This is a genomic window from Exiguobacterium sp. K1, from assembly GCF_033721435.1.
In the GTDB taxonomy this organism is placed as follows: domain Bacteria; phylum Bacillota; class Bacilli; order Exiguobacteriales; family Exiguobacteriaceae; genus Exiguobacterium_A; species Exiguobacterium_A artemiae.
The window spans coordinates 141,705-155,705 of record NZ_JAOTIT010000003.1 but is presented as its reverse complement, the minus strand read 5'-3'; the positions used below and the strand labels follow the sequence as shown (position 1 = coordinate 155,705).

The window sequence follows — 14,001 nt, the reverse complement described above, 5'->3', positions numbered from 1 at the left end:
GGTGTTCCTCCTCTCTAAAAACGGAAATAAATGAAGGGATTGAATGTACTTGCAACCAGCGCAGATGTCGCGAGGAACAACAAAACCATCGCATACCCATATTGCAACGTCTGTCCGATTTTGCCCGATGACTGGACAAATCGTTCTCCCATCCATTTTGGAATTGGTGTTGCGGCAAGACATGCAAGTGCTAAGATGACACCGTTTTGGACAAGTTGATAACTCGCACGGTCATCCCAAAGTACGTCCGGCATAAACATTGCTTGAATATACGTGATGGCTTCCGGGAACGTTTCTGATCTGAAAAAGACCCAACCGACCAGAACCAATACGAGTGTCCAGACCGTTGCCAGTACCGGGACTCGCGCCAATAGTTTCCCGAGAAATGCTTTTTCAAGCATGATCCAAATCCCGTAATAGACGCCCCAGGCAACGAACGTCCAGCTCGCTCCATGCCAAAGTCCAGTCAACATCCAGACGATTCCAAGGTTCCGGTATTGTCTCCAGGGTGAAACCCGGTTCCCTCCAAGCGGAATGTACACATAATCCCGAAACCATGAACCAAGTGAAATGTGCCAGCGACGCCAAAATTCAGACACGGATTTCGAAATATACGGATAGTTGAAGTTTTCAAGAAAATGAAAGCCGAACATTAATGCAAGTCCGATTGCCATGTCACTGTATCCGGAAAAATCAAAATAGATCTGCAGGGCGTAAGCAATGATCCCAATCCATGCGAGCCCCATTGATAAATCCTTCATGTTAAAAATGGCATCTGCTACTTGACCGCAGCCATTTGCTAAAATCAACTTTTTTGATAATCCGATGATGAATCGGCGGACCCCTTTCGAGAAGTCCGACACGGTTTCTTGACGGGATTCAATCTGACTCGCAATCGTGTTGTAGCGGACGATCGGTCCTGCGACCAGTTGCGGGAAAAAGGCGATATACAATGCTAAATCAAGCGGATTTTTTTGCACGGCTTCCTTTTCCTTGTAAATATCGATGACATAACTCATCGCGTGAAATGTATAGAAGGAAATTCCGAGCGGTAAAACGATTTCCGGAACAAAAAAATCGGCATGAAACGTCTTATTGACAGACTGAACAAAAAAACCGCTGTACTTGAACCAGCCAAGTAATCCTAAATTGACAGCAATCATGCTGAACATGATCCACTTCACACCGATGCGGTGACGGTAAACGTCTACGAATAATGCAAAGAAATAGTTGATGGCGACACTGACGAGCATCAATACAGCAAAACGCGGCTCTCCGAACGCATAAAAGAAAAGGCTCGCTACGAGGAGCCAGCCGTTTCGAAAGCTTCTCGGTAACAGGTAATACACAATCAGTACCGTCGGCAAAAATAAAAATAAAAAAATCGTCGAACTAAATAACATGATAGGACTCCTCCTGTTTGATCGGAACAAGCCGGTTGACGTGTAACGCCGTCAACCGAACCCGCATGTCCCCTTCGAGTAAAAACTTGAATGCAATTTTAAAATAGTCGGCGCCTTTGACTCGTTTTAATTGTAAGGAACACATTGTTTTTCCGTTTACCGTCAGCCATTCCGTCTCTGAATGCATCCGTTTTTTTTGTCCGTATTGCATCTTGAACACCTGAACGTCGCATGACGATTCCGCTTCCAGCTCGCATGTCAATGTGACGGACTCGGCCTGTCCAAAAGAGGCGTCGGCCCGATACAACTTTGAGGGAGGATATTGAAATCCCTGATCAAACAATTGGATGTACAGCTTATCGGTCGGGTCCGCCTGTTGAAAATCGAACCAAACACCGTCCGCATCTTCTTCGAGCAAAATCTTATCCCGGTTCCCTTGCGGAAAAAACTGATAACTTGCCAGTTCCAATGGACGTGAACTCATACCGGTACCTCGCTTAAAATCGCATCCACAATACGTTCTGCCGCATGACCGTCTCCGTATGGATTCGCCGCTTGTGCCATCGCATCATAGGCAGCTTGATCCGTCAGCAACAGGTGACCTGTTTCATAAATACGCTCCGGATCCGTTCCTACAAGCTTCAACGTACCGGCTGCGACTCCTTCCGGCCGTTCCGTCGTTTCACGTAACACCAGAACCGGTACTCCGAACGAAGGTGCTTCTTCTTGAATCCCGCCGGAATCCGTCAAAATCAGAGTCGCCCGGGCTGCCAAGTTATGAAAATCAAAGACATCGAGCGGTTCAACCAATCGGATGCGCGGATGATAGTTCAACTGTTCCGCTGCCTCGAGGACAATCGGATTCGGATGGACCGGATAGACGATTTCGATATCCGGATGACTGTCCGCCAATCGTTCAACGGCATCAAAAATTTGCGGTAATTGCAAGTGATTTTCGCGTCGGTGAACGGTCAACAAAACCAGTTTCCGTCCGCTTGCTGTAAGATCCGTCAACACCGGGTGCGTGTAGTCTTTCGAAACCGTTGTTTTTAACGCGTCGATGACTGTATTTCCCGTCACGATAATCGGACTCTGTTTGTTCTCGAGCCGTAGATTTTCTGCTGCCTGATCGGTCGGTGCAAAATGGTAATCAGCGAGTACACCCGTCAATTGACGATTCATCTCTTCCGGGAATGGGGCATACTTCTGATACGTCCGTAAGCCGGCTTCGACATGACCAACCGGAATCTGTTGGTAAAAAGCCGCAAGTGAAGCCGCGAATGTCGTTGTCGTATCCCCATGGACCAACACCAAATCCGGTTGCTCTTTTTCCAAGACACGACGCATCGCATTTAAAATCCGTGCCGTCATCTCTTCGAGTGTCTGACGTGGACGCATCAAGTCTAAATCATGGTCGGGAACGATCTGGAACAGTTCAAGGACTTGATCGAGCATTTCCCGGTGTTGTGCCGTCACGACGACGATCGGTTTGATCCCTTCTCGTTTTTCCAATGCTTTGACGACAGGCGCCATCTTGATGGCTTCCGGTCTCGTTCCGAACACTAGCATGATTCGTTTCATTCGTTCCATCCCCTATCCGTTATTCATGACGACAATTCAATCGTTTCACCGCGTGCCGAACGCTCGATTTCATCACTTCGTCCTGTTCGTTTTTTCATGACATAATGTGCTGCTTGTTTTTTCGTCAGTTGCTTGTACCAATATAAATATTTGTTATACTCTGCCATCGTTTCCGCTGTCGGTCCAAACATCCGGACTTCTCCATACTCGAGCCAAAGGATTTTTGTACAAAAACTTTTGACTTGATTCAAGGAATGGCTGACAAAAAAGATCGTTTTTCCCTGATCGCAAAACTCCCGCATCTTATCGAGGCATTTTTCCGTAAAGGTTTGGTCACCGACCGACAGTGCTTCATCGATGATCAGGATATCCGGATTGATGTTGATGGAAATGGCAAAACCAAGCCGTGCCCGCATCCCACTTGAATACGTTTTGACGGGTTGATCGATAAAATCCCCGATGTCCGCGAACTCCAGAATTTCCGGTGTAATCGTCTGGATCTGTTTTTTGGTCAGCCCCATCATCAAGCCTTTTAATTCGATGTTGTCCCGCCCGGTCAGCTGATTATTGAGACCACTGGAAATCGCGATTAATGCCGATTTACCGCCAAGTGTCACACGGCCGTATGTCGGCGGCGTGACGTTGGCAAGCAAATGCGACAAGGTCGACTTCCCACTCCCGTTGATTCCGACCACACCGACGATTTCGCCTTGTTCGACGGAGAACGAGATATTTTTTAAAGCATAAAACGGTTTACCGCTGACCTTGCCGAACAACACTTCTTTTAATTTATCGATCGGGCGTGAATACAGGACGTAACGTTTTGAAACATTCTCGAATACGACGTGACTCATGTTTTTTCCTCCTAGACATAATCAATGAAGTACCGCCGGAACCGCAGATGAACTGCTGCTCCTACCACTAACAAAACGGACGTCACAGTCCAGAAGTAGAGACCGTACCAGACGTGATCGAGCAGATAACCGGTCCCAATCAATGCCGAACGGTATCCTTCGATCAAATAGACGAGAGGATTGATCATCAACAATGTCTTAAACAGACTGTGGTCCGGCGGTATCCACATGATGGGCGTCAAGTACATCAACATCCGGATGGCAGACGTCACCATGTTTTGGACATCGCGGATCATGGTCGCAAGGGCCGATAACAACAGAGAGACGGCATACAGGAAAATGACACCAGCAGGTACAATATAGAGCAATTCAAGCGTATGCCAGCCCGGAAAATAGCCGAATGCCATCCCGAGAACAATCGTCAAGGCAATCATGGCAAGATGGCGATAGAACTGCGCCAAGATGACATAGGCCGGGATTGTACTAAGCGGAAAGTGCATTTTCGAGACTAAAGCGACCCGACCGTAAATCGAACGTGAACCACTCGGAATCGTACTGCCGATGAAAAACCAGGCAATCAATCCACTGACCAACCAAAAGACAAATGGAATTCCGTCAACGGGTTGTCCGCCGCGAATCCCGAAACCAAAGACAACCCAGTAAACGCCAATTTGTAGGAGCGGCGTCATGATTTCCCAAAACCAACCGAGATATTGCATGCTGTATAGACTTTTTGTCTCATAAAGTGAAAGACGAAAGATCAGATAAAAATGATCTTTCAACTCTTTCCCGATTGTACTAATCCCGTTCATATTGCTTTTGCGTCCACTTCCGTCGTTTGATGCGTATGCAGGTTACCGAAGTTCAGGACTGTGACATCTTCAAGCGGCTGGACGATTCCTTTCGTATCGAATAAGAGCGGTGTCCGCATCTGGTTGGCGAGACGGCGTGAGTCAAAACGTTTGAACTCATCATGATCGACTAAGACAAGGGCAAGATCCGCTCCTTGAATGGCTTCAATCTCATCGACCAGGTCAAAGCGTGAAGAAATCGAACGTTCGACATGCGGATCGCAAACTGAGACATCCAGTCCACGGTCAATCAATTGTTCAATCACATCAACAGCTGGGCTCTCCCGCATATCATCAACATTTCCTTTATACGTGACACCAAAGACAGCAATTTTCGGCCGAACACGCGAAGAAACAAGACGCTCCGCCTGCTCTGCGACGAAGTGTGGCATGTTGACATTCGTTTCCCGCGCCATATGGATGATCCGTGCAAGGGATGGGGCCTTGGCGACGATGAAGTACGGATCAACCGCAAGACAATGTCCGCCGACACCCGGTCCCGGATGATGCAGATTGACACGTGGATGCATGTTTGCCATCTCGATCACATCAAGGACGTTGATTTCGAGCTTATGGCACACTTGTGTCAGTTCATTTGCTAGGGCGATGTTGACATCGCGGAACGTATTTTCCATCAGTTTCGACATCTCTGCCGTCTTCGCATCCGTCTTGACGATTTCACCTTGGACAAACGTCTCGTAGACCGCTGCTCCGGCATCGGCGCATGCCGGCGTCAAGCCGCCGACAATCCGGTTGTTATGAATGAGTTCATGGAGAATTTGTCCCGGAAGGACACGTTCCGGACAATGGACGACGAAGACGTCTTGACCAATAACGAATCCAGCCGCCTCGATTAACGGACGGACATGATCATCCATCGTCCGCGGGGCAATCGTCGATTCGACGATGATGACATTTCCTTTTTGAACGTGCGGCAACATATTCTGTACGGCTGACAGGACATACTTCAAGTCACACGATTTATACGTGTCATTTAAATTCGGTGTCGGTACGGCAATCAAAAAGACATCTGCCGGTTCCGGTGTCAACGTCGCCCGAAACTTTCCGTTTGCGACGACACGCTTGATGACATCTTCAAGTCCCGGCTCTTCGATGTGAATATCTCCCGCATTCAACATCTTGACGATGCGCGGGTCAATATCGACCCCGACGACGTCCGTTCCGTGATCTGCAAACATGGCTGAAGAAGGTAATCCAATATATCCGAGTCCGATTGTACAAAGTTTCATTTTGTCATTCCTCCATCTAGTTACGAGTTAGTCCTTCACGTCAGCAAATTACCGACTGTGTCGTGGCTGTAACTAGACCATAACGACAATTGCTTGTGTTTCCAATGGTTCTAACCATCTCTTAAACCATTCTTCACAGACCTTACATTCCGTCCTTTTCCTATGCTTTTTGTAAAGCTTGTAAATAAATAGCGAACATTCTCCGTCTTCGTAAGAGAAACAATACAATCCGGCCGATTCCATTGTTTTTCTGTGTGGAATTACCTGCATGTTTATTGTTTTCCGCTACATTTCCTGTTCATTTACTCCATCAATTGATCGTAGACCGTCAATAATCGGTCTTTTTCTTTATCCCAGTTGTATTTCTGCCGTGCCTGCTTTGTCCGTTCTTTCATCGCCTGGCGTAACCCGTCCTCCTCGACGATTTGATTGACGGCAGCGGCAATCGCTTCTGGCGATTCAACGTCAACGAGCAGTCCGACGGCCTCTGCCTCGACGACACGACGGATTTCCGGTAAATCGGCTGCCACGACCGGAACAAGCGCTGACATATATTCAAACAACTTATTCGAAGACGCTGAATAATGGTTAAAACAGACGTTCTGCAATACTTGAAAACCGACCGTTGCGGCTGCAGTATAGCCCGGTAACTGATCAAGCGGCACCTTATCCATAAAATAAATGCGTTCTCGTTCCGAGGACTCAGCCGCCAGTTGTTTCAGCCCCGGCTTAATTTTTCCGTCACCGATGAACAGCAGTGTGCCGTTCCGGACCAAAGGCATCGCGGCAATCAGCCGCTCGAGTCCTCGCCCTTCCTGAATACCGCCTTGATACAATAAAATCGGTTCATTTTCACCGATTCCGAGTTCTTGATGGAGCGGACGGGCTTTGGGTACCGTTTCTTGATAAAATGGATAGTTGTGCAACACAGATGGGCGCTCCCCGTAAAGTGCTTCATGGTAATCGGCCCGCGTTTCATTTTCGACCATCGTCCGATCGACAAATCGTAATAAGTGACGTTCCAATCCGCCTTGTCCTCTTCCATATCCCGTTCGATCCGTTTGGACTTCGTGCGAATCATAGACGATTTTTGCTCCTTTCGCGGCCAAAATCGCCTGCGGTAAGGTATTTAAATCGTTGGCATGCATGATATCGTAGTTCCGCTTACGCGCTGCCCGCGTCATCCGGACGATCCCAAAACTGTTATAAAGGGCATAACGGATAAAGCGGCTTTTCTGTAATACGTACAGCACGATTCCAACCGGGATCAACCACGGAACGAATAAGAGCAATCCTGCGCCAGCCAGAAGCGTAACCGGGTTACGCTTCTTCAGACGACGAAAGATTGCTTCAAAAGGAGGAGTCCGTTCAATTCGAATGATTTGAAAGCCGCTCGGGTGATGCTCCACCGTTGGCAAGGTGCCGTCATTTAAACAATATAAGTCAACATCATACCCCGCTTCCGTAAGTGCCGTACACTCCCGTAAAACACGTGCATCATTCGTAAATGTATTCCACACAAACATACCGACCCGTTTCATTTACTCACCCCTACTGCTTCGATATTGGTTTTCTGAATCGCTTCAAATAAACGTTCCTGATTTTGTTCCCAGTCAAAATGGGTCTGGACATATGCTACACCCGATTGCCCCATTTCTTCACGCGCTTCCGGATGTTCTGCGAGATAGCGGATTTGTCCGACGATTGTCTCACGACAACGCTCCCGTGAGACGAATCCTGCTCCGGCCTCTTCAATCACTTTCGCAGCATGTCCTGAAACGGCTCCGACAATCGCACAGCCCATTGCCATATAGTCGATGATTTTTCCTGGCGTCACTGTATCAAATGCTGTGCTCTCGACTAATGTCGCAAAGGCGATATCACTTTTGGCAAGTTGTTTCAGCGCGTCCCATCTCGGCATCGCATTCATGAAATGAATATTCGTCAGGCCGCGTTTTAAGACATGTTCTTCAAATTTTTCTTTATGATAGCCGTATCCGACGACATGAAATTCAATTTTTGAATCCTCTTTTAATCGCTCCGCTACATCAAGTAATAAGAATACGTCCTGCGCCAACCCGATATTTCCGGTATAGACGACGCGAACTTGCTCCGATACTTTCCGCCGTTTAATCAACCATTCGTTTTCTTCGATTGAATTCGGAATGTAATGAATTTTCTCCGGGGAAATTCCTTTGCTTTCGATATACGAACGAAATCCTTCACTGTTGATGACAATTTGATCGGCTCGATGATACATCCATTTTTCAAGCCAGTAGAGCGGCGCGAGCAGCAATCGTGACTTCGTGATTCCGACACCGACCAATGATTCCGGCCACAAATCGCGGACGTCTAACACGAGTGGTGCTTTTTTGATGAATTTGGCAACAACTCCAACCAGTCCCATGAAGATGGAAGGCGTCGTCGCATAGATGTAGCTGTACTGTTTTTTATCCTGCCGTACTTCCCGGACCGCCAAGACAAACTGTTCTAAAAACAGCCGGAGCCGTCGCCATAAGTTTGTCGTCGCCCGTAGATCCCGTGGTTGAATCCGGGTAATGTTGGCCGCATCCAGGCTCGGTTCGTCCCAAAACATCGCATCCGTATACAATTCCGCTGTCGGGTACAGTGGTTCTGATGTCAGGACATGCACGTCACTGCCTTGTTGTTCCATCCGCTTAAAAATATTTTTCATCCGGTTGGCGGCACTTCCGATTTCCGGATAAAAATTCTGACAGATCATCAATACGTTCATCGTCTCCGGGCCTGTCTTTGTTTGAGCTTTCTTCTGAACTTCCAGTAACGGACGGCGATTTTTCCAAGCTTTGAATTTGCCAGTGACCGGTATTTTAATTTCCATTGTGTATTCGCCTCCAAGACATCCAGGTTCGATACAAGTGCTCCTTCATACCTTTCAAGGACCAACTGATACTGTTGCGCCAACAGTTTAATCGTTTCCTCTTGTTCAGTCACTTGCCGTAAAAGCTGTTCATGCTTTGACGATAACTCTATATATTCCTGCTCAGTCAGCTGTTGCTTCTGCTGTTTCTGCTCCGATTTTTTCTGCTGATTTTTTAACCGGACGATTTCAGTCAAATGCAACCGTTCAATCGCTTCGAAAGATGTTTCCAACCAGTCGATTTCTTGCTTCGTCATACTGCGGGCCGGTTGTTGTTCCTCATGAAGCGTCACAATAACGCCTACCCACTTGTCCATCCGCTCCAATCGATCAATCGTTCCATAGGGTGTCAATTGCTCTAACAAATGACGTAAATAATAAGTCCGCTTATGGTCGGCATAGTCATTAACACCAAACGGAACCGTTACGACAAGCCGTCCACCCGGTTTCAGGAATGAACATGCTTTTTGGACAAATCGTTCTGGTTCGCCGATATGCTCGAGAACTTCCGTCATCAAGACCGTGTCAAAACGTTGGCCGGTCGAAAACGTCATCAGATTTTCTTCTTCAAACTGAATCAATTCTTTGACCGAACGTGCTTCTTTCTCCAGTGCATTCCTCGACTCTGTAATGGCTTCCGGTGAGACATCGATTCCCACAACCTGTTTCCCTTCACGACCGAGTAAAATCGGAACGAGCCCCCCTGAACAACCGATATCGAGAATCTGACTGCCCTTTGTCTCACGAATAATCCAGTGAATCCGTGAGCGGACTTTTTTTCCGAACTGGACTCCGAGTTGATCATAATAAGCAGCACGGATTTCATCTTTTGGTCGCGTCATCTGTTTTGTCGGCATCACCGTACCTCCTCTAATAACAATGCTTGGATTGCATCGGTCTGTTTTTTATCCGCCAGTTCAACGAATCGGCGGATCAACGGATTCGTTAATGTCATCGGTTCATAAAAAGCGATAATCATTCGGAGAAGCGCGACGCTCGGACCAAAATCTTTATCACTGCAGTAACGAAGTTTCACCAGATACCAATGTTCAAAAAAGTGTTCGAAACGGGTTTCTTTATACGCATCGAGGACACCATAACGTGCAAACTTTTCAGCCCTGGCCTTTTCCCGGACGACACTGCGTTCAAAGAAACGAACTGTCAAGGAGTTGACGGTCGAACCTGCTACTGCGGCGTAATAATAATGAATGACCCGGTTGACGAGCAAGACACGGTCCGCATGCAACATCATTTCTTGGAAAAACAAGGAGTCTTGTCCGACGGCTCCGACGACTTGTTCCAGCTGATGTTCCTGCAAAAAGCTTTTCTTAACGACTAACGCCTGAATACTTTGAACGGAAAAACGGTTCTCGAGTAAATACGTTTTAGGTTGATCGCAAACCTTCCGTCCTTCTTTCCGAACTTTCGGTAAGGCGATGATACTTGTTTTTTCTGCCAACTTTTTCATATGTCCGACCGCAAAATCGAGTGTCGGGTCATGATCGAGTTCACTCAATAACTCGGCATACCGGTCACTCAACACTTCGTTATCAGGATCCAGGAACGCAATTCGTTCGGCACGTGCCAGTTCGACGCCCTTATTACGCGGGCGTGACGCACTGCCGCTTCCGCCTGTCGGGAACAGATAGGTGACGACGTTGCCGTGTCGTCGCGCAAGACGATTAATCGCTTGTAACGTCATCCGGTCTGTTGACCCATCATCCACTAAGATAATTTCCGTCTCGGCAAATCGATCCATTCGTTTTAAACTGGCAAAGCATTTATACGTGAGATGATATCCATTATTAAAAATCGGCACGACGATGGACAGGACCGGTGTTTCAACAGCAGATGACTTCCCTTTCTCGTCCCACTCGAGTGCATCAAGAAGCAGTGTTTTGCCTGCCATCTTTCCTTCACTGAACTGTTCATAGGAAAAGTCGGCACGCCAAATCATACTGCCGCCCGGCCGACCTTGTTCGTCCTGAATGACGAACGGCACCTCATCTTGAGCTGTTTTACGGACAATGCTTGCGTCACTGTATTTAAACCCGTTCATTAAATCTTCGAGGTAGTACTCTCCGTATGACTCCGTCCCATCAAGTACAGCGACTAAATCTGTCTGCTCATATAATTCTTTCGTCAGGTCTTCTTCGCGGTAAATCCAATCCGGTGTTACGGTTTGCTGTTCTAGCATCCGGTTTAGCTCCGGTGTCACGTGGCGTAAGACAACCAGGAGTTTCCGTCGCAACGGCTGGACCGGTAACTTCAGCAAACGGGCCAGCTGATCAATCCGGTCATAGACGGTATGGGATGACATGACGGAACGAATACCTTCTGCCCGGAGCCGCTTCACGTCGTCCTCGGTCGTCCGTTCTAAAATCGCTTGCGCCTCTTGGTGATCATGTACGGTAAACACGTTCGGAAAATCATTGTTGACGGCGATGCTGTAATTCGACAAAATCAGATTTCCGAGTGCTTGGGATTCATAGATTCGTCGTGCACACATCGTTTTACTATATTTAATGCTGTTTAAATTCAATACCCAGTCATAACACTTACTGACTTGTTGTAATGTCTCATAAGGAATCGATGGTGCGACGCGCGAGACGTAACGTTGCGGAAAATGATAATCCGGTAAATTCAACTGATAGTTGCGGTCAACGATATCGAGTGTATGATCGGAACGTAAGACACCATCAAATAACATTTCGGTGTCTTTGACACGCTCCGGATACTTTGCCATCCAGCTGCCGGCAAACAAAACGTGTTTTTTCCGGCTCCGGGTCGCCCCAATCGGATTATGGATGATGGGATTCACCCCAAACGTCGTCGCTTCAATCCGGTCATGCCCGCATAACACCTGATATTCCGGAATCATCGCTTCGTCTGATGTCAAAATATAATCCGCTTCCTTTGCCACACCACTAAAACGGTCAAAGTTGCTTGGATCCTCTGTCGATTGAAAAACGACGGGTATTTCTTTTGCCTTCACCTGTCGAATCATTTCCATCAGACGGGTCCGTTTTTTGGAAGTCGGCGTTGCGACACCTTTCCAGTCGTCTCCCTGTAGTCCTTTCCATGAGGATACGACCAGGAAAAGATCAATCGGTTTTTCAAATACCTCTTCAAATGTTGCCGGATTGACATAGTGTAAGTGGAGCGCATCTTGATAATAGGCATACATGAATTCGGAACAGACGATGGCGACTTCCAGAGGTCGCTGCTCAAAATAACGCGTTCCGCTTTGCAAGGGAATATCTGCATACGCAATCTCCTGTAACAATCCGCTGTTACTTTGCTCATGATATGCCACTGTTGTCGAAGGACGTCCGGAAGTCTTTGGTCGGATTCCTGTTTTCATCGTCAATACCGGGAGCTTCTGTAAACGTTCAATGGAAGCAACACTTGCCTTTGATTCCGATTGAAGCCGTTGCTTCTCCTCGCGTACCCACTGAAGTTGTTTCATGACTGCTTTTTTAAATTGTTGTCCACTCACGCGTATACACCCTTCCTTCTCTTTCATCTCCCTATCAGTCTACGAGTCCAGTTCAAAGGAGACTTAAAGGATCTGCAAGGTTTTTGTAAAGACTTGGTGAAGCCCTTAACGGATTCCCGGACATTCGTCATGAAATCAGGACGTAAACGTGTGGAGTCGTTTTGGTTCACAACGTGTTTCGCACAAAACAATGAACTCAAACCTGTCGCTTTTCGTTTTAGAACAATCAATTGGGGTAAATGTAAAAGTATTGATGATAAGGGAGATGACAGAACCATGACGGATAAAAAACAAGACTTGCCAAACAAAACAGCAGATGTCGGCTTACACCCGGATCCGGAACCCGCGGAAACATCTGATCCCGGTATCAAACCGGCTGAAACACAGCATCCGGATCCCGATTTGGAAGAATTAAAAAAAGATCCCGCTGATCAATAAATAGGATTTTCCATAAAAAAAGGTTTTGCTCTCCCATAAAGGAAAGCAAAACCTTTTTGACGTCTTCTTATAACTTGACCAACAATTTCCCGGTATTCGAACCATCAAACAATCCAAGAAACGCATCCGGTACTTGATCAAACCCTTCAAAAATCGTTTCTTCATACTTTAATTCACCGTTACTGACCCATTGTCCTAGTTGCTCCGCCGCCTCTTTAAAACGTTTAGCGTAATCTCCGACCAAAAAGCCTTGCATCCGTGCGCGTGACATGATCAATTTGGATTGAACACGCGGACCAACATCTGTTTTTTCATTGTATCCGGAAATTGCTCCACAGACTGGAATACGGGCAAACGGATTTAAACGGTTGAGTACTGCATCACCGATTTCCCCGCCGACATTTTCGAAATAGACGTCGATTCCGTCCGGACACGTCCGGTCCAGGGCTTCTCCGATTTGTTCCGTTTTATAATTGATGACTTCATCAAATCCAAGTTCTTCTTTGAGATACTGAATTTTTTCATCACTTCCCGCAATACCGACGACCCGTGCACCTTTGATTTTAGCAATTTGTCCGACAATCGAGCCGACTGCTCCGGCTGCTGCCGAGACGACGACCGTTTCACCGGGCTGTGGATTCCCGATATCCAGTAATCCGAAATAAGCCGTCATGCCGGTCATCCCAAGTACACCAAGTGCCGTTGAGACAGGTGCCAGTGATGCATCAATTTTACGGACTTGTTTGGCATCCACGACTAATTTTGTTGCCCAATCGAGCATTCCGACGACGATGTCGCCGACTTCGAGTGTATCCGTTTTTGATTCGATGACACGTGCGACTACGCCTCCTTGAATCGGTGCATCGAGTTCAAATGGCTGAGAATAAGAACGGGAATCGTTCATTCGTCCCCGCATGTATGGATCAACTGAGATATAAAGCGTCTCTAACAAGACTTGATCCGTTTGCAATTCATTCAGTTCAATCTTTTCGTACCGGAACGTCTCCCGTGTCGGACGTCCGTCCGGTCTGTTGGCTAATACGATTTGTTGTTCTGACATAACTGTTCCCTCCCCGATTTTTACTCTTTCACTCTATCAGTCCTATCCTGTGAGTGCGAATACTTTGCCTTTGTTTTTTCAGAAAATTCCATTTTTAACTTGACGTGCTACAGAGACTTTCGTATGATTAAACACAATTCATCGCTTTTATACTGTTATGCACAAA

The 14,001-nt window shown here is 47.1% G+C and carries 12 protein-coding genes; 1 reads left to right on the top strand and 11 read right to left on the bottom strand.

The genetic code is table 11. The features are described 5' to 3' along the window. Window positions 1–14: 14 nt before the first annotated feature. The 10 genes from N7U64_RS08415 to N7U64_RS08370 all read right to left on the bottom strand — a co-directional run bounded on the left by N7U64_RS08415 (window position 15) and on the right by N7U64_RS08370 (window position 12,337). The gene (locus tag N7U64_RS08415; RefSeq protein WP_318929338.1) at window positions 15–1,403 is read right to left on the bottom strand and encodes an MBOAT family protein; all 1,389 of its coding nucleotides are present in this window, start codon (window positions 1,401–1,403) and stop codon (window positions 15–17) included. Further along, complete coding sequence (locus tag N7U64_RS08410; protein ID WP_318929337.1) at window positions 1,393–1,887, bottom strand: hypothetical protein; 495 nt, start codon at window positions 1,885–1,887, stop codon at window positions 1,393–1,395. The genes N7U64_RS08415 and N7U64_RS08410 overlap by 11 nt, the downstream gene beginning before the upstream one ends. Further along, window positions 1,884–2,993, bottom strand: coding sequence for a non-hydrolyzing UDP-N-acetylglucosamine 2-epimerase (gene wecB, locus N7U64_RS08405; protein WP_413230432.1), 1,110 nt, complete (start codon window positions 2,991–2,993; stop codon window positions 1,884–1,886). The genes N7U64_RS08410 and wecB overlap by 4 nt, the downstream gene beginning before the upstream one ends. Before the next feature lie 14 nt (window positions 2,994–3,007). Then, window positions 3,008–3,838 carry an ABC transporter ATP-binding protein gene (locus N7U64_RS08400; protein ID WP_318929335.1) on the bottom strand — a complete coding sequence of 277 codons (831 nt, stop codon included), beginning with the start codon at window positions 3,836–3,838 and terminating at the stop codon, window positions 3,008–3,010. Between the two features lie 11 nt (window positions 3,839–3,849). Continuing rightward, on the bottom strand, window positions 3,850–4,650 hold the full coding sequence (locus N7U64_RS08395; protein WP_318929334.1) for an ABC transporter permease: 801 nt from the start codon (window positions 4,648–4,650) through the stop codon (window positions 3,850–3,852). Continuing rightward, window positions 4,647–5,939: a nucleotide sugar dehydrogenase gene (locus N7U64_RS08390; RefSeq protein WP_318929332.1), complete on the bottom strand. Its 1,293-nt coding sequence runs from the start codon at window positions 5,937–5,939 to the stop codon at window positions 4,647–4,649. Before N7U64_RS08390 ends, N7U64_RS08395 begins: the two co-directional genes overlap by 4 nt. 302 nt (window positions 5,940–6,241) lie before the next feature. Then, window positions 6,242–7,480 (bottom strand): glycosyltransferase, encoded by a 1,239-nt coding sequence (locus N7U64_RS08385; RefSeq protein WP_318929331.1) that lies wholly within the window; start codon window positions 7,478–7,480, stop codon window positions 6,242–6,244. Next, window positions 7,477–8,799: a glycosyltransferase family 4 protein gene (locus tag N7U64_RS08380; RefSeq protein ID WP_318929329.1), complete on the bottom strand. Its 1,323-nt coding sequence runs from the start codon at window positions 8,797–8,799 to the stop codon at window positions 7,477–7,479. Before N7U64_RS08380 ends, N7U64_RS08385 begins: the two co-directional genes overlap by 4 nt. Continuing rightward, a complete protein-coding gene (locus N7U64_RS08375; protein WP_318929328.1) occupies window positions 8,691–9,695 on the bottom strand; it encodes a class I SAM-dependent methyltransferase in 1,005 nt (334 codons plus the stop codon). Before N7U64_RS08375 ends, N7U64_RS08380 begins: the two co-directional genes overlap by 109 nt. Then, entirely contained in the window at window positions 9,695–12,337 is a 2,643-nt protein-coding gene (locus N7U64_RS08370) for a glycosyltransferase (protein ID WP_318929327.1), read from the bottom strand. The genes N7U64_RS08375 and N7U64_RS08370 overlap by 1 nt, the downstream gene beginning before the upstream one ends. Window positions 12,338–12,613: 276 nt before the next feature. Between N7U64_RS08370 and N7U64_RS08365 the strand changes: the two genes are divergently transcribed. Next, the gene (locus tag N7U64_RS08365) at window positions 12,614–12,775 is read left to right on the top strand and encodes a hypothetical protein (RefSeq protein WP_165871660.1); all 162 of its coding nucleotides are present in this window, start codon (window positions 12,614–12,616) and stop codon (window positions 12,773–12,775) included. Between the two features lie 67 nt (window positions 12,776–12,842). On the opposite strand, the gene N7U64_RS08360 is transcribed toward N7U64_RS08365, so the two are convergent. Further along, a complete protein-coding gene (locus N7U64_RS08360) occupies window positions 12,843–13,835 on the bottom strand; it encodes an NADP-dependent oxidoreductase (protein WP_026829003.1) in 993 nt (330 codons plus the stop codon). Window positions 13,836–14,001: the final 166 nt, after the last annotated feature.